A 21177-nucleotide genomic window follows, 5' to 3' on the forward strand; every position below is an offset into this window, starting at 1 on the left:
GCTCGAGGTGGCGGGTTGGGGAAGCTGCCCGAGACGGGGGTCCCGTGTGGGGGGAAAGATGATGGAATGGCGCTCCAGTCCAGTGGTACGGCGTTTCCCGGGGAATCCGGTACTCTCCGCGAAGGACGTGCCCTTCCAGTCGGTCCTCGCCTTCAACGCCGGGGTGGCCCGCTACCAGGGGCGGTACGTGATGCTCTTCCGCAACGACTTCGACTACCACCCCGACGTGAACGTCTTCCGGACCAACCTGGAGTTCGCCTTCAGCGACGACGGGCTCCGCTGGCAGGTGCAGCCCCGGCCGGTCTTCCCGGTGCAGGGCGACGACGTCTGGCGGATCTACGACCCTCGCCTGACGGTGCTCGACGGGCGTTGTTACGTCACCTTCGCAATGGACACCACGTACGGCATCCGGGCCGCAGTGGCCGTCACCGACGACTTCGACCGCTTTGAGATCCTGAGCCTGTCGCTCCCCGACAACCGAAACACGGTGCTCTACCCCGAGCGGGTGGGCGGGCGGTACGTGCGCATGGAGCGGCCCTTCGACATGTACCTGGCCGCAAGCCTCCGCCAGGACCCGCGCCTGCACGCCTGGATCTCCTTCTCGCCGGACCTGCGCCACTGGGGCGACTCGGAGCTCCTCCTGGCGGTGGAGCACGTACCCTTCGCCAACGAGAAGGTGGGGCCGGGGACGCCCCCGGTCCGCACGCCCAGAGGCTGGCTCGCACTCTTCCACGCGGTGGACACCGATCCCGCCCGGGGCAAGCGGGGTTGGGAGGAGCGGTGGCAGAAGCGGTACACCGCCGGCGTCATGCTCCTCGACCTGGAGGACCCGCGGCGGGTGGTGGGCATGTCGAAGGAGCCCTTCCTGGTGCCCGAGGCACCCTGCGAGCGGGAGGGCTTCCGAAACGACGTGGTCTTCCCCAGCGGGCTCATCCTCGAGGATACGGGCGAGGTGAAGATCTACTACGGCGCGGCGGACACGGTGGTCTGCCTGGCCACCGCGGACCTGGGCGACCTGCTGGCGCTTTGCACCGCGCCCCGCTGACGCTTGGCACCGTGTCTCGATGACGCCTACTTCACCACCACCACCGGGCCGGCCGCCACCCGCAGGAGGCGCTCGCTGACGCTGCCCAGGAAGAGCTCGCCCAGGGTACCGAGGCCCCGGCTGCCCACCACGGCCAGGTCGTAGCCGCCGTCCCGGTAGGCGAGGAAGAGCTCGTCGGCAGCGCTTCCCGAGGCCGCCCGGGCCATGACGCGGGCGGGATCCAGACGAGCCGCCTCCGCCGTGCGCCGGACCGTCTCCTCGGCGGTCTGCTCCATGGCCACGTCCAGCGAGAGACCCTCGTGCTCGAAGAGGGTGCGCGCCTCGGGCGCCACGTGGAGGACGTGGAGCGCCGTGATCTGGGCCTGGGGCGCCCAGCGGGCGGCGAAGGCCAGGGCTCGCGCGCTGTGCTGCGAGCCGTCCACCCCCACCAGCACCCGCCGGAGCGTCCGGGGCCCGCCGTCTCGGGCCACCAGCACCGGCACGTGTGCCCGGTGGACCACGTCGGCGCTCACGCTGCCCAGGAGGGCGCTGGCCGCCCGGCCCAGTCCCCGGCGCCCGGTGGCGATCAGCTCCGCCCCCGTCTCCTCAGCGACCTGAAGGAGGGCGGCGGCCGGCGGCTCGGCCAGCACGTGCGGTTCCACCCGCACGCCGGCTCCCGAGAGGGGAGCGGCAGCCTCTTCCAGAAGCGAGCCGCCCCGGGCGCCCGCCTGGTCCATGTACCGCCGGTACGCGTCGGCGTCCCACTCGAAGGCCTGCGCGGTGACCCAGGCGGCGTTCACCAGGTGCACCACGGGATCGGGCACGGCCCGCGCCAGCTCCACCGCCCACCCCAGGGCCGCCCGCGCGTGATCCGACCCGTCGATGCCGACCACGATGCTCGTCATGGGGAACCTCCTCCCGAGGGCCATCCGAATGTGAGGACGGAAGACCGAACCTCACACAATTACGAAGAACTTCCAGATGTCCCTCGACGGGTCCTGCGTGGGCGGAACCGCAGGGGCGACCCAGCGGTACCAGCGGGCACCCCCTCGACCTCGACATCGCCGTGGAGAGCCTGGCGCTCATCGAGGATAGGGGCCCCCGGCAGGTCGTACGTGCGCGGTTCCCCTTCGGCGGATCGCGACGGTCCTCCTGCCGCGCCACACTCCTGGTTACTCAACATTCACACAGCCATTGAGGTGCCGTAACCGGCCCCCTCTATACAGGAGACGCGTCCAACCCTGGAAGAGGAGGTTCGGTTCATGCACGTTTCCTGGCGGTGGTGGATTCGGGCCGGCGCCGTCTTGGCGATGCTGGCGGCGGCCCCTGCGGTGTCCCCCGTCGATGCTGCTGCTCCTCGGGTCACCCACGGGGTGGCCAGCGGAGATGTCACGTCCGACAGCGCCGTGGTCTGGGCACGGGCCAGCGGCCCGGGCACGATGCACGTGGCCTACGACACCCATCCCCTCTTCCTGAACCCCCGGCGGGCGGCCCCGGCTGCGGTCTCCAGCTCAACGGACTTCACGGCTGCCGTGCTGCTCCAGGGGCTCCGCCCCGACACGCGGTACTACTACCAGGTGTGGTTCGAGGATGAGGACCGGACAGGGTTGCCCGTGCTGGGCAGCTTCGAGACGGCTCCCGCCCCCGCGGCCAGCCGGCCCGTGGGCTTCGTGGTGGGCGGCGACGTGGGCGGGCAGCGTCATTGCCGGCGGGAGGGCTTGGGGTACCGGATCTTCACCAGCATCCGGGGGCTCGACCCGGACTTCCTGATCGCGAACGGCGATTTCATCTACGCCGACGGCGACTGCCCCGCCGAGGGGCCGGATGGGCCCGGCGGGTGGGAGAACGTTCCGGGTGGCTTCCCCAGCATCGCCGACGCGCGGGTGTACTGGACCGACCTCGCCCGGGTGCGGGAGGTCTACCTGGACCACTGGCGCTACAACCGGGCCGACGAGCACTTCCAGCGCCTGCTCCAGACCACACCCGTCTACGCGCAGTGGGACGACCATGAGGTGATCAACGACTTCGGGGCTCCGTGGTCTTCCTGGAACGCCGAGAACCTGGACCGCCCGGGCTTCCCCAACCTGGTGACGGCCGGACGGGACGCATTCCTCCACTGGTGGCCCATCGCCCGGGACCCCTCGGACCGCGACCGGATCTACCGGGCCTTCCGCTGGGGGCAGGAAATGGACCTCTTCATCGTCGACGCTCGCTCCTACCGGAGCCGGAACGACCTGCCCGACACGCCCGAGAACGCCAAGACGCTCCTCGGCCCGGAGCAGCTCGCCTGGCTGAAGGAGGGGCTGGCCGACTCGCAGGCCACCTGGAAGGTGGTCTCGTCGGACGTGCCGCTCTCCGCTCCCACCGGGAGCAACGCGGCCGCCTTCGGGCGGGACGCGTGGGCCAACGGCACCCAGGATGACTTCTCGGCGGAGACGGGCTTCGAGCGGGAGCTCATGGACCTCATCACGTTCCTGGACGAGCAGGACGTGCAGAACGTCGTCTTCGTGACCACCGACGTCCACTTCGCGGCCACCCTCCGCTACGAGGTGGACGCGGACGGCGACGGCGAGGCCCTGGTCTTCCACGAGCTGGTGAGTGGGCCGCTCAACGCGGTGCGGGGGGAGGTACCCGAGTTCGACCCCACCCTCAACCCCACGGTGCTCTACTCGGAAGGCCAGCTCTTCAACTTCTCCTACGTCCGCATCGATCGGGCTGCGGACGGCACGTTCCACCTGGTGGCCGACGTGCGCGGCGAGGACGGGCGACCGCGGCCGGGCTCCCGGGTGGAGCTGGCACCCCGCTGACAGGAGCCCGACCAACCGAGTCCCAGCGCAGGTCGGGGGCGTGCCGGTTCGGCCGGCACGCCCTCGGGCATCAAAGGACGCCCGGACCCGCCTCTGCAGACCCTGGCCCGACGTCGACAGCCTTCGGTGCGGTCAGAACCCCAGCGTCGCCTCCAGCATCACGTCCTTCACCCGCCAGGTGTCGCTTTCCACGCCCACGGCCGCGTCCAGCGCGACGGCGGGCAGGGCGACTCCGACGCCCGCACGGAGGTCCGCGATCTCCAGATTGGGGGCCGAGCCCGCGTCCAGGGGCTGAATGTACCCGGCCCGGACCGCGACGAGCCCCAGGGGCTTCCACTCGGCGCCCACGTGGAGCAGGCTGTCGCTGTCCACGTCGGCGGCCACCGTGAGGCCCAGGAGCGGCGGCGTCACGGCCACGCCGGCCCGGTACGACGGTTGGTCGTGGCGGGCATCGGGCTCCTTGATCGACTTGGCCTGCCCGGGGTGCTCGGTGCCGCTCTCGTCGGCCTGGTACTCGGTCTGCGTGCCCGACCAGGTGACCTGCCCCACGGCGTCGTAGGCGGCCGCGCCCACTGCGACCCAGGGGCTGATGCGGGCGTGCAGGCCCACGTCCACGCCGTAGCCGCTGGCCCGGAGCTCCCGGACCGTCCGCTTGTAGGTGACCGCCGGCGGGTTGTAGTCGTACTCGCCCCAGTAGGTGCCCGCCGCCCCGGTGTAGTAGGCGATCGAGGCGCCCGCCCGGAGCCGTGCGACGCTGGGGACGTCCACCAGCTCCAGCCCGTAGCCCGCCCGGATCGGCACGAGCAGGCGGTAGGCGGCAGAGCCCTCGTAGACGGTCCGCTCTTCCCCGCCCAGGTTCGCCGTGCGGCTGGTGATGTTCGCGTCGGCCGTGGCCTCCATGCCGATGCCGATCCCCAGGCCACCGCGACCGATGGCCGCGAGCCCCGAGAGCGGCGCGTGCAGCGGCCGGCCGGCAAAGCGGTCGAGGGCGCTCTCGTCGGCGGGATCCCAGTCGCGGAGGGCTTGTCCCAGAGCGTAGAGCTCGGCGATCTGCTGGATGTCCTCGCCTCCGAAGGCGAGGCCGAGGCCGGTTCCCCCAAGGGTCGCGGGATTCCAGTGGAGGGCGGCCGGACCCTCCGCCACGGCCACGAATGCCCCGCCCATGCCGTACGCCCGTGCTCCTGGCGGCGGGGGAGGTGCCTGGGCCGCGACGCCCGCCTGGCCGGCGAGCAAGGCGACCGACACGGCCAGGACGGCGATGCGCGTGCGGAGAGAGAGCCTTGCGCGAAAGCGCATGTGAAGGTTCCACCCCTTTCCGAGCGAGGGACGCTCGCTCTCCCCCGGGGCGATGGTCGCACGTTCCTCCCGGGCGGGGCGGTACCTCTTCAGAGCCCTTCGCCGGCAGCGGGATCTTGGGGGAAAAGGGGCTTCCGGCTCGGTGGGCCAGGCTGGGTGATCGCGCTCACAGCCTCCCTGGGCCGCCTTCGTAAGCTCACGGTAAGGGGGCCGTGGTAAAATGAACCGAAAGAGTAGTCGGACCTGTTCTCCGGACGGAGGGCCTCCGCAGCGGGGCTGGCGACAGAAAGGCTGGGGGGAGGAGGTTCATGGATTCTCTGCGGTTCTCATCCAGGACCATCCCGGCAAGACACCGTGCTCGGGCCATCCAGGAGTTCTACGCCGCCATTGCGGGCGTCCGTGTGGACCGCCGCGGAGAGACGCCCCTGTGGGTGGACTCGTCCCTGCGACGGCTGCCGGGGGTCACCATGGCGCGGACCCGGTGCATGCCGTGCGAGGTGAGGCGCCTGCGCTCCCATATCGCCGACGCCAATGACGACCTGGTCTTGTGCATCGTGACCCGAGGCAGCGTGACCGTTCGTCTGGCGGGAGGTGAGGAGATCCTCTGCGAGGCGGGAGACGCCTACCTGGGACCCAACGACCTCCCGGCCGAGAGGATCTTCCATCGTCCCACCGCCTTCCTGGACCTGGGGATCCCGCGCTCACTCCTCAGGCCGTTGGTGGCCAGATCGAACGATGCCTTCGCCCAGCAGAAGCTCGCGCCGGCCACCTCGCCCCAACTGAGGCTCCTGAACAGCTACGTGCGGGTGCTGGCCCGGCAGCACGAGCCGCTCCATTCCGAGTTCGCCGCCGTGGTCGCCGCACATGTGCGCGACCTGGTCGCGATGGTACTGGGAGCGACCCGCGAGGCCGCGGAGCATGCCAGAATGGACGGCGTGCGTGCCGCCCGACTTCGCGCCCTCAAGGCCGATGTGGCCGCCAACCTCACCCGGGGCGACCTGGCGCTCGAAGAGGTAGCGGCTCGGCACAGGATCTCGCCCCAGTACGCTCGGGCCCTCTTCCACGCCGAGGGAACGACCTTCACCGACTTCCTGCGAAGCGAGCGACTGAAGCACGCCTACCACAGGCTGGCCGACCCGCGCTTCGCGGGGTGGACCATCAGCGACATCGCCTTCGATTCGGGCTTCAACGACCTCTCGTACTTCAACCGGGCGTTCCGGCGCCTTTACGGCATGACGCCCTCGCAGGCGCGGGCCTCCGCGCGGGCGGCCGTCCTCGAGACCGGGTAACGTCGCGTTTGGTCCAGGGAAGAGTCGCGCCCCGTCCAAGCGATTTCCCCCACGGCTTGATACCCTCAGTGCCATGCAAGCGCCTCAGCCTGGAAGCGCCCCCGCCAGGGGGCGCCTCCAGGCCTTGACGGTGCGCGGGTCGGCTTGAAAGGAGCCGTGGTGAGAGAATGCGTGGACGCGCGAGCTTCACCCTTCGCAAGGTCCGGGGACACCGGTGTGTCACGTCGTGGGGCCGCACCCTCCTGGGGGTAGTGTCGCTCTTCGTACTCGGCGCCTGGGTGTGCGCTCCTGCCCTGGCGCAGGATCCCACGGGTACCGCCCCCCTGACCGCCTTCGGCCTGGGCGCCCGCCCGCTGGGCATGGCCGGCGCCTTCACTGCCCTGGCCGACGACGCCGGCGCGCTGTACTACAACCCTGCAGGCCTCGCCCACCTGGACGGCCACCAGGTGACCTCACTCTATGCCAGCCAGTACGGGGGGCTCTTCAGCACCTTCGCCCTGGGGTACGCGCAGAGGGGCTTCGGGGGCGCCTTTCTCACCTACTCGGTGGGCGACATTCCGTACACCGACGCCTTCGGGACCGAGACGGGCTCGAGCTTCGAGGTGGGCGAGCAGCTCTTCCTGGGCTCCTACGCCCGCACGGTGGGGCCCGTGGACCTGGGGGCGACGATCAAGTACTACGGTCAGACCATCGAGGCCGTCTCGGGCTCCGGGTTCACCCTCGATCTGGGGCTCCTCTGGGTGCCCGAGGGAGCCCCCTACCGGGCTGGTCTCACGGCCCGCAACCTCCTGGGTCAGGTGAGCTACTCCACCGGCAACACCGACGCCTTCGACCCGGTGGTGGTCCTGGGCGGCGCCTACCGGCTGGGGCCCGTGGTGGTGGCGCTGGACAAGGACCTGCCCGGACCCCTCCGGCTCGGGGCCGAGTACCGGGTGAGCGAGCTCGTCGCCCTGCGGGCGGGGGTCCGGTCTGAGGAAGGGGTCACCTTCACCGCGGGGCTCGGCCTCACCTTCGACGGCTACCAGGTGCAGTACGCCTACGAGCAGCCGCCGGTGCTGGACGGGACGCACCGGGTCTCCTTCGGGGTGAGCTTCTGATGGCGATCCGCGGGTTCGCGGGGCGCACCGCTTCCCTCTGTGTTGCGGCAGCGGTTGGGGTTGCGCTGGTCCTCGGTGCTGCCGCAGACGCTGCATCCGGGGTCGACCCCGTCGCCGGAGGGACCGTCCACAGCATCGCTCTCAGATACGGCGGTACCGCATGGGCCTGGGGAGCAAACTGGGACGGCCAGCTTGGCGACGGGACAACGACGGACCACCACGTGCCTGCCCACGTCCAGGGCCCGGGCGGGGCCGGGTTCCTCACCGGCGTCGAGGGTGTCGCGGCGGCGGGCAGCCACAGCCTGGGGCGGGAGGTTCACCAGGTTGAACTCCCGGCCGGGAGCAGCGCTCACGAGTGGAACCTGGCGGACCCCGGAGGCCAGCGGGTGGCGGCGGGGCTCTATCTCTACAGGGTGGTGCTGCAGGACGGCAGCCGCCTGTCGCAAGGGAGGCTGGTGGTGCTCCCGTGAGGGTTCGGGCGACCCCAGGCGCCTCGCATGACCGCGGATCTGAACGTGCTGGCGAGTCTGTAATGAGGCGGTCTGCCCGGAGATAGGCCGGCCGCCCTGGAAGGAGTCATGGGATGATGCGTGGGTCTGGGAAGCCTCTCTTTCGGAAGAGCAACCCGACGCCGGTGCTGGACGGGACGCACCGGGTCTCCTTCGAGGTGAGCTTCTGATGTCGATCCGTGGGCGGCGCGCGGCCCGCACCCTTGTCACCTGCGTTGCGGTCATGCTCGGGGTTGCCCTGATCCTTCGCCCTGCATCGAGCGCCTCTTCTAGTGTCGCGGCCGTGGCAGCCGGAGACCTTCATAGCCTCGCCCGCCAGACCGATGGCACCGTCTGGACGTGGGGGGACAACGACGCCGGCCAGCTGGGGGACGGGACCACCCTCGACCGGAACACCCCCGCCCGGGTGGACGGCCTCAACGGCGTCGCGGCCGTTGCCGCCGGTTCCTACCACAACCTGGCGCTCAAAGAAGACGGCACCATCTGGGCGTGGGGACGCAACAACTTGGGCCAGCTGGGCGACGGGACGACCACCACCACCCGCCCGACCCCTGTCCAGGTGAGTGGCCTCACGGGCGTCGTGGACGTCGCCGCTGGGTGGGACCACAGCCTGGCCCTCAGGTCCGACGGCACCGTCTGGGCGTGGGGGTACAACGCCTTCGGCCAGGTGGGGATCGGTTCGACCACCGAGCAACACACCCCCGTCCAGATAAGCGGGCTGACGGGCATCGTGGCCGTTGCCGGTGGAGGTTACCACAGCCTCGCACTCAAGTCCGATGGCACCGTCTGGGCGTGGGGATACAACAGTACGGGCCAGCTCGGCGACGGGACCACCACCGACCGGTACACCCCCGTCCGGGTCGCCTTCCCAGCCAACTCGCCCCCCCGCGGCCGACGCTGGTGCCGGCCGCACGGTGCCCGTGGGCACCCCGGTCACCCTGGACGGCTCCGCCTCCTCAGACCCCGATGCCGACCCGCTCACCTTCGCCTGGTCCTTCGCCTCCCGCCCGGCGGGCAGCAGAGCCGCCCTGGCGGGCGCCGACACGGTGACACCATCCTTCACTCCCGACGTGGCGGGCTCGTACGTGGTCCAGCTCGTGGTGAACGACGGCACGGCTGACAGTGCTCCCGACACCGTCACCGTGACCGCCGCGGAAGGGTCGGGGGAGACGACCCACGGCCCCAACCCCGCCTCGACGACGGTGACCTTCCACGTTCCGGACCGCCCGACGGCCGCCACGCTCTACGTCCACGAAGCGACCGGGAAGCTCGTCTGGTCCACCCGGGTGCCGCCCGGGACCACCGAGATCAGCTGGGACCTGATCGCCTCGGACGGCGCCCCTCGGGCGAACGGGTGGTACCTCTACCGCCTGGTGGGCGAGGACGGGACGCGGAGCCTGGTTCAGTGGCTGGTGGTGCTCAGGTGAACGGGGCGCTGGCAGATCTCCCTGGAGGTGCGGCACTCATGTGGCTGTGGCACTGGCTTCAGCAGGATTCGGCGCACCGCGCACCGGTGCTCGTTCTGGCCATGGCGAGCGTCTTGCTGATGGTCACGGCTCTTCCCTGCGCCGCTGCCGGCGGGACCGGTCCGGGTCTGCTGGGAAACGTCTCGCGGCTTGCGGCGGGCGACTACCACAGTCTGGCCGTGATCGCCGACATCGGCGACGTCTGGGCCTGGGGGTGGAACTTGGATGGCCAGCTGGGCGACGGGACGGTGGACGATTCCGGCCCCGGACGTCCTGGAGCGTCCGGGTACGCTCTACGTCTTCGATGTAGGCGGCCGCCTGGTGCACAGGGCCGAGGTCCCCGCGGGGGTGAGCACGCACTCCTGGCCTCTGGTGAATGCCTCGGGCAGGCCGGTGGCGCCGGGGCTCTACCTCTACCGGGTGGTCCTGGAGGACGGCATCACACTGAGTCTCGGACGCATGGTCGTGGTGCCGCCGGGTGAACCCTGACACATCGTCGTCAGGGGGAACGCCGTATCCTGATGCCGAGAGGGCTCCTTCGGGGAGGTCGTTCCGCTTCCGTGACCGACGGCGAACACCGTGCCACACCCGACCAGGTTCTCGCCTTTCGGCTTCGCCGTCAGGGGCTCGTGGAGCCGCGGGAACGGGAAGCCGGGCCGTCTGATCTCGCTTCTGCTGCCCGCGCGGCCTGCGGCATCCAGGCGCAGGTCTTGCGCGCGGCCGAGGTGGGCCTCGGGGTGCGCACCCACGGGATCGGGGTGGAGGCCGTGGGGCGCGCCCTGTGGTCCGAGCGCCGCCTGGTGAAGACCTGGACCCTGCGCGGCACGCTGCACCTGGTGGCCGCAGAGGACCATCCGCTCTTCGTCGGGGCCCTGCGCCCGGATCTGCTGCGCGACGTGGAAGCCTGGATGGGGCGCGAGGGGTTGGGCCAAGGACGATTGCAGAGGCTCGATGAGGCTGTCGGCCAAGCCCTGGAGGAGGGGCCGCTCACGCGGAGAGAGCTCGCCGGAGCCGTGATCGGCCGCCTGGGCTCGTGGGCGGAGCCGTGGATGGTCCACAGCTGGGGAGGGGCCCTGAAGCACGCGGCCATCGCCGGACGGATCTGTTTCGGCCCGCCCCGGGGCCAGGAGGTGACCTTCGTTCGCACCGACCGGTGGCTGCCCCCCGCCCCCGAACCCACCGACGACGGCAGCGCCCTGGGCCGGCTGGCCCTTCGCTACCTCGCGAGCTTCGGCCCCGCCTCCGAGCAGGACTTCGCCTACTGGTCCGGCGTGCGGGTAGGGACGGCGCGTCGGGCCTTCGCAGCATGGGGCGAGGAGCTGGTCTGGGTGAGCGTGGGAGACGGCCTGCGAGAGGATCTTCCAGGTGGGTGGATCCACAGGGACGACTTGGAGGACCTCGCCGCCGCCTCTGTCGATGAAGAGCGGGTCCATCTGCTCCCCAGCTTCGATGCCTACCTGCTGGGGCACAAGGAGAAGGCCCTCTTCCTGGACGGGCGCCATCGCACGCGCGTTTGCCGTCCCGCCGGGTGGGTGGCTCCCGTGGTGCTGCGGAACGGCCGCGTCATTGGTACCTGGGCCCACAAGACGACCGGGCGCACCCTGAAGGTGACGGTGGCGCTCTTCGGGCGCAGCAACCGCAAGCTTCGGGGCTGCCTGGAGGACGCTGGTGCACGCCTTGGCGCCTTCCTGGACCTGGATCCCGCGGTGGGGTACGGGCCTGCCACCACGGCCGCCCGCTAGGCACAAGTCGTTCCTGGCTCCCACGACCGCCCCTTCCCCTCACTTGCACCCCGCCTTAACCCGCGCGTTACCCGCCCCTCACGCAGTGGTGACCTTTCCTGGATATGGTTCGCCTTGCGGCGAGGGGGACGGACAACGCTGCGCACGGCGCAGGGAGGGAAAGCGGGTTGAAGCGGTTCCGATCGTGGTGGTCTCTCGTAGCTGGGCTCATGCTGCTCGGTCTCCTCGTGGCAGCAGGGCCCGCCGCAGCCGAAGAGAGCCCGGCAGAACGCCCTGCAGGTCCCCGGCCCGATGGTACCGGCATCACGCCGAACAACTGGTTCCTCAGCCCCGCGGGCTGGCAGGTGCCCGTGGGCGACCGCCCCATGGGCCTGGCGGTGTCGAAGGACGGCTCCTGGGCCGTGGTGGTCAACAGCGGGGCCGGTGTTCAGTCGCTGATGATGGTCGACGTCAACGCCCGCCAGGTGATCCAGACCCTGGAGTATCCCCGCCCCGAGTCCCTCTACGTGGGGGTGGCCATCTCGGCCGACGGCTCCCGGGTGTATGCGAGCACGGGCAGCCAGAACATGATCCGCGTCTACGACCGGGAGCACGGGGGCGCCTCGGGCACGGGCTTCCGGCGGGCCGAGCGGGATCCCATCCGCCTGAGCCTCAGCGACCCGGACGGCAAGACCCGGGTCTGGCCCACCGGCCTCGCCCTGAGCCCCGAGGAGGATCGCCTCTACGTGGCCAACAACCTGGCCCACACCCTGAGCGTGGTCGACCTGACCAGCGGTCAGGAGGTCGCCTCGGTCCCCGTGGGCACCACCGACCACGCCCGCCCCTACGCGGCGGTGCTGAAGGACCCTGGCCTACGTGAGCAACTGGGGTGAGGACACCGTCTCGGTGGTGGACGTGGGCAGCGCCGAGCCCCAGAAGGTGACGGACGTGCAGGTGGGCCTGCACCCCAGCGCCATGGCGCTCTCGCCGGCCGGGCGCTTCCTCTTCGTGGCCGCCGAGGGCGATGACACGCTGTCGGTCATCGACACGTCCGACCACACGGTGGTGACCACCTTCTCCCTCACCCCGTACGAGGGGGCCACCGATGGCAGCTGGCCCAATGGGGTGGCCGTGTCGCCCGACGGGAAGACGGTCTATGTGGCCAACGCCGGGAACAACGACGTGGCGGTGCTGGCGTGGGATGCCGAAAGCCACTCCCTCACGGCCCGGGGGCTGATTCCCACCGCCTGGTTCCCCTCGGCCGTGGCCGTCACACCCGACGGCGGCCGGCTGCTCGTGACGAACATGAAGGGCCTGGGGGCCGGGCCCAACCCCGCCGGGCCCAACTTCCAGGGCCCCATCTCCAAGGCCCAGTACACGGGATCGATGATCCAGGGGAGCCTCAGCATCGTCGACGTCCCGGACCGGCCCACCCTCCAGCGCTACACCCTGCAGGTGCAGGAGAACAACGGCTTCAACGAGCTGGAGGGGCGGCGGGTGAGGCCGGCCTCCGCGGTACCCGCCCGCCCGGTGCCCTACCGGCTCAGCGAGCCCTCGCCCATCAAGCACGTCATCTACGTCATCAAGGAGAACCGCGCCTACGACCAGGTCTTCGGCGACCTGCTCGGGGGCGACGGCGACCCGAACCTGCTCTACTTCGACGACCGCTCCGCCCCCAACCACCGGGCCCTGGCCCGCCAGTTCACCCTGCTCGACAACTTCTACGCCGACGCCGAGGTGAGCGCCGACGGGCACCCGTGGACCGTCGCCGCCCTGGCCAACCCCTACACCCAGAAGAACTGGCCGCAGCACTACGCGGGCAGGAGAGGACGCGACTACGAGTACGAGAGCGGCTTCCCGCCCGATAAGCCCCGGGCCGGCTACATCTGGGACGCGGTGGCGCGGGCGGGCCAGACCTACCGAGTCTACGGGGAGTTCGCCACGGCGGAACGGGCGGAGCCGGAGCTGCAGCCGGAAGGCACCTGCGACGGCCCCTCCACCACCTGGCGCAGCTACGGTCCCAAGGTTGCGCCCGAAGGCCAGGTCTGGTGCTACCCGGTGTCGGGGAACTCGCCCTTCCTTCCTGACATGGCAGGGCACATTGCCCCCCGGTACCGGCCCTACGACACGGACTACCCGGACATCGCCCGGATCGAGGCGTTCCTGGAGGAGTTCCGGGCCTATGAGCGGGATGGAGACCTTCCCGCGTTCATGATCGTCCGCATCGGCAACGACCACACGTCGGGCACGGGATCGGGCCGCCCCACGCCCGAGGCTCAGGTGGCCGACAACGATCTGGCCCTGGGGCTTCTCGTGGAGGCCGTTTCTCACTCCCGCTACTGGCCGGAGACCGCCATCTTCGTGGTGGAGGACGATGCCCAGAACGGCCCGGACCACGTGGACGCCCACCGGACGGTGGCGCTGGTCGTCAGCCCGTACGTGAAGCGGGGCCACGTGGACAGCACCCACTACAGCACGGTCTCCATGCTTCGCACCATGGAGCTGATCCTGGGCGCGGCGCCGCTCTCCCAGTTCGACGCGGCGGCCATGCCCCTGTACGAGGCGTTCACGCCCCAGGCGAACCTGACGCCCTACAGGGCGATCACGCCGGCCCAGTCCCTCACCCAGCAGAACGACGAGCGGGCGTACGGTGCGCGCCTCTCGGCCCTGATGGACTTCTCCCTGGCAGACACCCAACCCGAGCAGCTCTTCAACCGCATCCTCTGGCACTACTTCAAGGGTCCCGACGCCCCCTACCCGACCCCCATCCTCACCCGGCGCAACTGGGTGCCGGAGCTGGAGATCGGCCCGGACGGGGACGTCGAGTGGCTGCAGCTGGGGTCGTGAGGGCGCCATGAAGACGATCGGCATGGGCCTGCTCCTGGGCCTCGCGATGCTGCTGACGCTGGCCTCGCTTCCTATGGCGGCCCGGGCCCAGGGAGCCACCACGCTGCACGTCTGGTACGCGTCGGACGACGCGGTGGAGCAGGGGTGGTTCCGGGAGCTGGTGGGCCGCTACATGGAGGCGCACCCCGGGGTCCGAATCGAGGTGCTCTTCCAGGGGAACCGGGAGCTGAGCCGCAACATGATCCTGGCGCTGTCGGCCGGAGCGCTGCCCGACATGGCCTACATGTACCGAAGGCTCACGGGCTTCCCCGCCCTGCAGGAGCCGGGGGGTCTCCTGGACCTCACCGCCGCCGCCCGAGAGCGGGCCTGGGACCAGCGCCTGCGCCCCGGCGTGCTGGAAGACTTCAACCGCACCTACGGGGATCGGGTGGTGGCGGTGCCGTACGCCTTGAACCACGTGGCGGTGCTCTACAACCGGAAGCTCTGGGACGAGCGGGGCCTCCAGGTTCCCCGCACGCTGGACGCGTTCGAGGCGATCCTGGAGCGAGCCCAGGCGGCCGGCCTCACGCCGCTGGAGTTCGGGAACGCGGACTTCTGGCCGGCGGACACCTGGTACCTCACGCTGGTGAGCGCCCTGGCGCCCGTGGAGGAGCTGGAGCCGGCCATGGACGGCGCCCCCGGCTTCTCCTACGAGCGCCCCGAGATGGTGCGGGCCGCGGCGTTGCTGCAGCGCTGGGCGCAGAGCGGTTCCTTCACCCGGGGTTACGACGCGCTCGAGCCTGAGGAGGCCGTCGACCTCTTCTTCCGGGGCCGCACGCTGATGACCCTGGCGCCCAGCATGCTGAGCTCGCTCATCCTGGAAAACCAGCTCGCAACGGGCATCGAGGTGGGCGTCTTCGCCTTCCCTCGGGCCGAGGACGGGGAGGTACCCGTCGCCCTGGACGGAGGGCACCACGGGTGGGTGATCCCGGCGTCGAGCCGCAACCAGGACGCGGCCATCGACTTCCTGGACTACCTCCTCTCACCCGAGGCGGGCTCGCTCATGCTCTCCCGGGGCGCCCTCCCGGCCCACCGGCTGGAGGAGCCCGAACCCGTGGCCGCCTTCCAGGCCGAGTGGCTGCACCTGCTGGAGGAGACCGAAAGGGGGCTGCGCCTGGACTACGCTCCCGTCAGGGGCTTCAACGAGGTGATGGAGGGCCAGCTGCAGGTGCTGATGGCGGGGATGATCCCGCCCGAGGAGCTCGCTCGCAGGCTCCAGACGGCCTACGATGCAGCCGAGCGCGTTCGATAGCGCCGCGGCGGGTCGTAGCCGGGCCGTTCCGGATGCCCGGGGGCTCAGGGGAGGGCCGGTTCTCCGGTCCCTCCCCTGGGCCGGCCCGGACCTGGCCCTCTACGCCCTGGGCCTGGGGTGGCCGCTCGGTTGGACCGCCTGGCTCGCGTTCCACCGGTGGGACGGGCTGGGGTCGCCCGAGTGGTCGGGATGGCAGAACGTGGAGGACCTCCTGCGGGACCCGCTCTTCCGCCTGAGCCTGGGACGGACGGGGCTCTGGCTCCTCCACGCGGTGAGCTGGCCGGTGGCCGGCGGGGCGCTGCTGGCCTGCCTCGCCTACCTGCTGCCGGCGCGGCTCCGACGCTGGGCGGCGCTGCTGAACCTGCTGCCGGCGCTCCTGCCGCCGGTGGCCATGGCGGTCGCCTGGGGCAGGCTCTACCACCCGCAGGCGGGCGCGCTCGCCCGGGTGATGGCACCCGTCGCACGGTGGGCGGGGGCCCCCGCAGCCTGGGCCCCACCCGCCTGGCTCGCAGATCCGAACCTGGCCCTGCACGCCCTCTACCTGCCCGTGGGGCTGGCCGCCCTGGGGCTGGTGACGATCCTCTTCCTCGCAACCCTGGAGCGCCTGGAGCCTGCCCTGTGGGAAGCGGCGCTGGTGGACGGAGCGGCACCGGCCCAGGCCGTGCGCCACGTGCTCCTGCCCGCCCTGCGCCCGGTGCTGCCGGCGGCGATCCTCTCGAGCGGGGCCTGGTCGCTCCAGAGCTTCGGCGTGGTGCTGGAGACCACCGGGGGCGGCCCCGCCCATGCCACCCTGCTGCTCTCCGTCTACACGCTGCGCATGGCCTTCGACGCGGGGTGGTGGGGGAGAGCGGCGGCGGCAGGGATCCTTCAGGCCGTGGTGGCCGGCGGGGCGGTGCTGCTCGCGGCGGGGCGCGCTGCCCGCATCCTGGGTGGCGAGCCCGTTCCCCTGGGAGGTGGCGGGAGCATGCCGCGCCCGGCCGGTGCGCACTCGCGGGCCAGCCGGTGGCTGGCAGGCCTCGGGGCAGGCGCCGCCCTGACACCCTTCCTGCTCAGCCTGCCTGCCCTCTACTGGCTGGCGGTCGTCGCGTTCCGGAGCCGGCGGGAGCTCCTGCTGGGCCCGCCGCTCACGCCGGACCCGGCCCACTAGGACAACCTCTCGGCCGCCCTCACGCAGGGCGCGGGCCAAGCGACCCTCACGAGCCTGGGGCTGGCCCTGGCCGCAGGTCTCGTGACCCTCGGCACTGCCGTGCCGCTGGCTCTGGTCCTGAGCGGGCGGCTGAGCCGGGTGCGCGCCAACGCCCACCAGGACGCGGGTGCGGGCTTGCGGCGGGTCCTGACAGTGCTGGTGCTCTTGGGGCTCTTTCAACCGGAAGCGGTCCTCGCGATCCCATGGTTCCACATCCTGGCCCGCACGCCATCCGGTGGGCTTGCCCCGGTCCTGGTGGCGCTCGAGACGGCCCGGGCGCTGCCCGGCGCCCTGGCCATCGGCCTTTTCGCCCTTCGCCGGCTCCCGCCCGAGCTGCCTGAAGCGGCGGCCATGGACGGGGCGACGCTGGCGCCCCTTCACCCGAGGGGTGCTCTTGCCCCTTCTGGGGGGGAGCCTGGCGCTGGCCGGGGCGTGGGGTTTCCTGGTGAGCTGGGGCGAGCAGACCCTGCCCACGCTGGTGACCCGGGGGCGGGCGGTGCTCACCCTGCCTCTAGCCATCTCCACGCTGGGGGCCAGGAACACCACCGATCCTGGCCTGGTGGCCGCGCTCACCCTCTTCCTCCTGGCCCCGCTAGCGGTGGGGGCGGCGGGGGTGCTTGGGAGAGCCCTCCTCAGGGACAGCGTGGGTGGCCGCCGGTGGTAGGCGGACCACAGACCGCCTTAGCATCGGCCTTACGTGCGTCACGAACCCCGGGACGGCCAGAGAGAGCTTGTCCAGCACCTCTGCAGGCGACAGACGCGGTTTTCGGGTATCTGCAGCCTGCTGCTTCAACGGACTTCGTTGAGGATATCCGGAGACCATACCGGCGAGTAGACACGCTTCTCCGCGAGCCTGAGCAGCAAGTCGCGTAGAGGTGCCTGATAGAGAACGCATGCGTCGAGCACCACGAGCAGGGCCATAGTCCGACTGGCCGATCAGTCGTGATAGAGGCCGAGGTCCTCGCTCATGCCTGTGATTCTGGCCAAGCTCCTCCGACGCGTCTTCATCAGCTGATCTCTGTAGCGCAAGAGGTCGTGAACGCGCACGCGCCGGTGCGAGCCTATCTTGTGAAAGGGGATGCTCCCACCTTCCAAGAGCCGGATCAGTTGCGGCCGGGAAATGCCGAGGATGTTCGCGGCTTGCTGGGTCGTCAAGCTTTTCTCCACTTCGACCACCGCTGCACGATATCCACCCGCCAGCAACTCGGCACCCCGGGCCATGAGCTGCAGAAGCACTCTGGGAACTTCCACGCCCTCAACGTCATCAGAAGACAGACGGGCTGTCGCGCCGCGAGTGGCAGCGGTCGCAAGCAGTTCCCTCAAGCGCTGGAGCTGTTGCTTTTCCCCGCGACCCGCCCCCCTGGTGGTCGCTACCATTCGACGTCATCTCCTGTTCCGTGGTGCACCCATCGTATCACAGCGCGCCGCTAAACGCAATAAACGAACGGGATGACCGTCGATGTGCCTGTACCAGCCGGCGACTCGCCGATGGCGTCGCTACTTCTTACCGCGGCCGGCCTTCCGCAAGGAGCGGGCTTCCTTGCGATCGGTTACCCCGAGGTCCTCGGCGATCTCCTCATGCCCGCCCGATAGCTCCAGGTCGTGGAGGTCGTCCGCGAACGTGTCCAGACGGGCCGGCTTGCGGGGTGGCCGCCCAGGGTTGCGGGTGTTGGGGGCGTTGCTGGGGCCTCGATCCGACATGATCCGATCCCTCCCTGCGGTAAGATGTGCCGGCGGGCGCGGCGGGCATACCTTTCCGGCGGGCAGGGTGGTAGGGGGGCCATGATGCAGCCGGCGCGGCGGCAAGGCCACTGGACCTGCGACACGGTGGCGGCCCTTCCCGCACGCTGGGCCCGGGGAACGGGTCACTCGACGCGGGGGAGCAGCGTTCCCACCAGGGCCGAGAAGACCACCACCGCCCACGGCGGCACCTTCCAGAAGGAGAGCAGGGCGAAGGCGACCAAGGCCGGCGCGACATGCGGCGGCGCCAGGATCGCCTTGGTCCAGATGGGCTCGTAGAGGGCGGCCAGGAGGATGCCCACCACCCCCGCGTTGACGCCCCGCAACGCAGCAGCGATGCCCGCCCGGCGCCGGAGGCCCTCCCAGAACGGCAAAGCCCCCGCGACAAGAAAGAACGAGGGAAGGAAAACGGCGACCAGGGCCAGTGCCCCGTACGCCCACCCGCCCATGGCCGTGCCCAGGTACGCAGAGAAGGTGAAGAGCGGCCCCGGCACGGCCTGAGCGGCTCCGTAGCCAGCCAGGAACTGAGCGTCGCTGACCCAGCCCGGCGGCACCACCGCCGACTGCAGGAGCGGCAACACCACGTGCCCGCCGCCGAAGACCAGGCTCCCGGCCCGGTAGAAGCTCTCCAGCACCGCAAGCGCCGGTATCCCCGTGAGCGCCCGCAGAAGCGGCAGCCCCACCAGCAGTCCGAAGAAGAGGATCGACGCGACCAGGGCGCCGCGGCGGGAAGGAAGGCCCGTCGCGGCGGTGGCCGCAGGACCGCCCGGGGTCTCGTCCCTCGGCAGGAGCGCCCACCCCAGCACCCCCGCGGCGGCGATGACCGCCACCTGGGTGACGGCTGAGGGCCAGGTCAGGGTGACGACGGCGGCGGCCACGGCCAGAGTGGCCCGCTCCCGGTCGGGGGCCAGGCTCTTCCCCATGGACCAGACCGCCTGGGCCACCACCGCCACGGCCACGATCAGGAGTCCCCGGAGCCACCCACTGCCGGTGATGTCGGCGCCCTGAAGCGTCCGGGCGAAGAGGGCGAGCGCCACCGCGGAGGGGAGGGTGAAGCCCAGCCATGAGACGATCCCGCCCAGGAGGCCTGCCCGCAGCATGCCCACCGCGATGCCCACCTGGCTGCTGGCGGGACCGGGAAGGAACTGGCAGAGGGCCACCAGGTCCGCGTACCGTCCTTCGTCGAGCCAGCGGCGGCGCACCACGTACTCCTGGTGGAAGTAGCCCAAGTGGGCAATGGGCCCGCCGAAGGAGGTGAGGCCCAGACGAAGCGTGACGCCCAGGAGCTCCAGGAGCACGGGAAGCCGGCTGCCGGCGGGCACGGAGCCAGGGGTGGCAGGGGCCGCGACAGGGGTGTAGGTCGCTGGCGGGCGATCTCGGGTCATGGCGTCCCCCTTCGTGCGTGGCGCCAGGCTGAAGCTGCAGGCCGCGGCCCTGGGGCGGGCCGAAGGTCGTCGCCGCTGCCATTCTGATGGCTCTCTGTTGTGAAGACCATCACGACTTGGTAGGCCGTCCATGTTCGGGGGGCAGGGGCCGGCATGGCAGTGGAGAAGGCAGCGTTAGGCTGGCTGCGCTGGCCGGAGAGGGACGCGGGAGGGAAAGCGATGGATGCGGAGGGCGACGAGCGATTCGGCCTGCCCGCCGGTACGCTGGCGGGCCAGGTAGCGGTGGTGACCGGGGCGGCGCGGGGGATCGGACGGGCGCTCGCGCTGCTGCTCGGCAGGCTGGGGGCGAGGGTGGTGATCGCCGACCTTTCCCCGGCGGGCGCCGACGTCGAGGCGAGCGTTCGAGCCGAGGGCGGGTCGGCCTTCTTCGTGCCCTGCGACGTGGCCGACGCGGAGGCGGTGGGTCGACTGGCGGCGGAGACCCACCGGGCCTTCGGACCGGTGGACCTCCTGGTGAACAACGCCATCCACTGCCCGGTGGTCGCCGTGTCCGAGATGGACCCCGCTACCTGGGACCGGGTCATGGCCGTCAACCTGCGGGGGACGTTCCTTTGCGCCCGGGCCTTCCTGCCGGACTTGGTCGAGCGTCGGGGCACGATGGTGAACATGGTCTCCGCCGACGCCATGCCACACCTCTCTGCGTACGTGGCCTCCAAGCAGGGCATCGCGGGGTTCAGCCGCTCCCTGGCGGCGGAGGTGGGCGAGCAGGATGTCAAGGTGGTCGCCTTGGCGCCGGGCATGGTCGACACGCCCGGCCTGCGGGTGGCCGCCCGCGATCTCGCACCGCGCATCGGCATGGCGCCCGACGAGCTCCTGGCCATGGCCATGCCCGCACCGCACGCGGCGTTGGCGGCGGTGCTGCTGGCACGGGGCGCGGCGTCCCGGTATCACGGCGAGCAAGTGGACGGCTACACCGTGCTGGAAGAGGCCGGCTACGGCCACCTGGCGCGGCCGTCCGGCCCGCCTGCCCAGCCGGTGCATCAAGACGGTCCCCAGGCGGTGCGTTCGGACCAGCCGGGGGTGGAAAGGGGCCGCAAGACGGCGAAGGGGGAAGGAGGAGCGGCCCCGGCCCTACTGGCCCGCCGGCTCCACACAGCCCTGACGGCCACGGCGCAGGAGCTCGAACGCCTGCCCGTCTTCGCCCGCACGCTGGCCCGGCAGGGGTTCAAGAAACAGGTGGGCCTGGGCGTGAAGGAGTCCGTGGCCCTGGCCGAGAGGCTAGCGGAGCAGATGGCGGCCAGCGACTCCCCGCCCGGTAACCCGGACCTGCACCGCTGGCTGACCGGTCTGGCCGGCTACTTCCACGGCGTCCCCGCCCAGACGGCTCGTTTCACCCGAGACGAAGCCATGCTGGCCGAGGTTGGGCGAACCATGGCCGAGCGGGAAGAGATCGTTCGGGCCCTGCAGGCGGCGGTTGAGCGGGCTGGAACACGGCCGATGTAGAGCTGCACATACGGGC

19 protein-coding genes and 2 pseudogenes are annotated in these 21177 nt (G+C 71.0%); 16 read left to right on the forward strand and 5 right to left on the reverse strand.

Translation table 11 applies throughout. The features are described 5' to 3' along the window. Positions 1-58 precede the first annotated feature (58 nt). Positions 59-1045 (forward strand): glycoside hydrolase family 130 protein, encoded by a 987-nt coding sequence (locus LIP_RS03940; RefSeq protein WP_068141484.1) that lies wholly within the window; start codon positions 59-61, stop codon positions 1043-1045. Between the two features lie 26 nt (positions 1046-1071). Here the strand turns inward: LIP_RS03940 and LIP_RS03945 are convergent, their stop codons facing one another. Beyond that, positions 1072-1929 (reverse strand): universal stress protein, encoded by an 858-nt coding sequence (locus tag LIP_RS03945; protein ID WP_068134630.1) that lies wholly within the window; start codon positions 1927-1929, stop codon positions 1072-1074. A 357-nt stretch (positions 1930-2286) separates the two neighbouring features. On the opposite strand from LIP_RS03945, the gene LIP_RS03950 reads away from it, so the two are divergent. Further along, on the forward strand, positions 2287-3831 hold the full coding sequence (locus tag LIP_RS03950; protein WP_068134633.1) for an alkaline phosphatase D family protein: 1545 nt from the start codon (positions 2287-2289) through the stop codon (positions 3829-3831). A 132-nt stretch (positions 3832-3963) separates the two neighbouring features. Here the strand turns inward: LIP_RS03950 and LIP_RS03955 are convergent, their stop codons facing one another. Continuing rightward, positions 3964-5127 (reverse strand): hypothetical protein, encoded by a 1164-nt coding sequence (locus LIP_RS03955; RefSeq protein ID WP_068134636.1) that lies wholly within the window; start codon positions 5125-5127, stop codon positions 3964-3966. 308 nt (positions 5128-5435) lie between these two features. Between LIP_RS03955 and LIP_RS03960 the strand changes: the two genes are divergently transcribed. The 13 genes and pseudogenes from LIP_RS03960 (at position 5436) to LIP_RS18340 (ending at position 17197) form a co-directional block, all read left to right on the forward strand. Then, a complete protein-coding gene (locus LIP_RS03960) occupies positions 5436-6416 on the forward strand; it encodes an AraC family transcriptional regulator (RefSeq protein WP_068134639.1) in 981 nt (326 codons plus the stop codon). Positions 6417-6583: 167 nt separating this feature from the next. Beyond that, entirely contained in the window at positions 6584-7513 is a 930-nt protein-coding gene (locus LIP_RS03965; protein ID WP_144440312.1) for a PorV/PorQ family protein, read from the forward strand. Beyond that, the gene (locus LIP_RS03970) at positions 7513-7983 is read left to right on the forward strand and encodes an RCC1 domain-containing protein (RefSeq protein WP_068134644.1); all 471 of its coding nucleotides are present in this window, start codon (positions 7513-7515) and stop codon (positions 7981-7983) included. The genes LIP_RS03965 and LIP_RS03970 overlap by 1 nt, the downstream gene beginning before the upstream one ends. 322 nt (positions 7984-8305) lie before the next feature. Next, positions 8306-8887 (forward strand): annotated as a pseudogene (locus tag LIP_RS20340) (RCC1 domain-containing protein); the annotation flags it as partial. After that, positions 8799-9449, forward strand: a complete 651-nt coding sequence (locus LIP_RS20345) for a PKD domain-containing protein (RefSeq protein WP_144440595.1) — start codon at positions 8799-8801, stop codon at positions 9447-9449. The pseudogene LIP_RS20340 and the gene LIP_RS20345, both read left to right, overlap by 89 nt. A gap of 119 nt (positions 9450-9568) precedes the next feature. Then, positions 9569-9679, forward strand: a pseudogene (locus tag LIP_RS20350) (hypothetical protein); the annotation flags it as partial. Between the two features lie 34 nt (positions 9680-9713). Beyond that, positions 9714-9977 (forward strand): hypothetical protein, encoded by a 264-nt coding sequence (locus tag LIP_RS19450; RefSeq protein ID WP_068134653.1) that lies wholly within the window; start codon positions 9714-9716, stop codon positions 9975-9977. Positions 9978-10048: 71 nt separating this feature from the next. Beyond that, positions 10049-11230, forward strand: coding sequence for a winged helix DNA-binding domain-containing protein (locus LIP_RS03990; RefSeq protein WP_068134662.1), 1182 nt, complete (start codon positions 10049-10051; stop codon positions 11228-11230). A gap of 167 nt (positions 11231-11397) precedes the next feature. Then, positions 11398-12102 carry a YncE family protein gene (locus LIP_RS03995; RefSeq protein WP_068134667.1) on the forward strand — a complete coding sequence of 235 codons (705 nt, stop codon included), beginning with the start codon at positions 11398-11400 and terminating at the stop codon, positions 12100-12102. Next, positions 12086-14056, forward strand: a complete 1971-nt coding sequence (locus LIP_RS04000; RefSeq protein ID WP_068134669.1) for a bifunctional YncE family protein/alkaline phosphatase family protein — start codon at positions 12086-12088, stop codon at positions 14054-14056. The genes LIP_RS03995 and LIP_RS04000 overlap by 17 nt, the downstream gene beginning before the upstream one ends. A gap of 7 nt (positions 14057-14063) precedes the next feature. Then, positions 14064-15347: an ABC transporter substrate-binding protein gene (locus tag LIP_RS04005; RefSeq protein ID WP_068134672.1), complete on the forward strand. Its 1284-nt coding sequence runs from the start codon at positions 14064-14066 to the stop codon at positions 15345-15347. Beyond that, positions 15325-16494 (forward strand): carbohydrate ABC transporter permease, encoded by a 1170-nt coding sequence (locus LIP_RS04010; protein ID WP_068134675.1) that lies wholly within the window; start codon positions 15325-15327, stop codon positions 16492-16494. The genes LIP_RS04005 and LIP_RS04010 overlap by 23 nt, the downstream gene beginning before the upstream one ends. A gap of 433 nt (positions 16495-16927) precedes the next feature. Continuing rightward, entirely contained in the window at positions 16928-17197 is a 270-nt protein-coding gene (locus tag LIP_RS18340; RefSeq protein ID WP_068134679.1) for an ABC transporter permease family protein, read from the forward strand. Between the two features lie 272 nt (positions 17198-17469). On the opposite strand, the gene LIP_RS04020 is transcribed toward LIP_RS18340, so the two are convergent. The 3 genes from LIP_RS04020 to chrA form a co-directional block, all read right to left on the reverse strand. Beyond that, the gene (locus LIP_RS04020; RefSeq protein WP_082725831.1) at positions 17470-17910 is read right to left on the reverse strand and encodes a helix-turn-helix domain-containing protein; all 441 of its coding nucleotides are present in this window, start codon (positions 17908-17910) and stop codon (positions 17470-17472) included. 120 nt (positions 17911-18030) lie between these two features. Beyond that, positions 18031-18234 carry a hypothetical protein gene (locus tag LIP_RS04025; protein ID WP_068134683.1) on the reverse strand — a complete coding sequence of 68 codons (204 nt, stop codon included), beginning with the start codon at positions 18232-18234 and terminating at the stop codon, positions 18031-18033. A 164-nt stretch (positions 18235-18398) separates the two neighbouring features. Continuing rightward, positions 18399-19658 carry a chromate efflux transporter gene (chrA, locus tag LIP_RS04030; protein ID WP_082725832.1) on the reverse strand — a complete coding sequence of 420 codons (1260 nt, stop codon included), beginning with the start codon at positions 19656-19658 and terminating at the stop codon, positions 18399-18401. 219 nt (positions 19659-19877) lie between these two features. Between chrA and LIP_RS04035 the strand changes: the two genes are divergently transcribed. Then, positions 19878-21161, forward strand: coding sequence for an SDR family NAD(P)-dependent oxidoreductase (locus LIP_RS04035; RefSeq protein ID WP_068134685.1), 1284 nt, complete (start codon positions 19878-19880; stop codon positions 21159-21161). Positions 21162-21177 lie beyond the last annotated feature (16 nt).

The sequence above is a fragment of the Limnochorda pilosa genome, assembly GCF_001544015.1.
Classification (GTDB): domain Bacteria; phylum Bacillota; class Limnochordia; order Limnochordales; family Limnochordaceae; genus Limnochorda; species Limnochorda pilosa.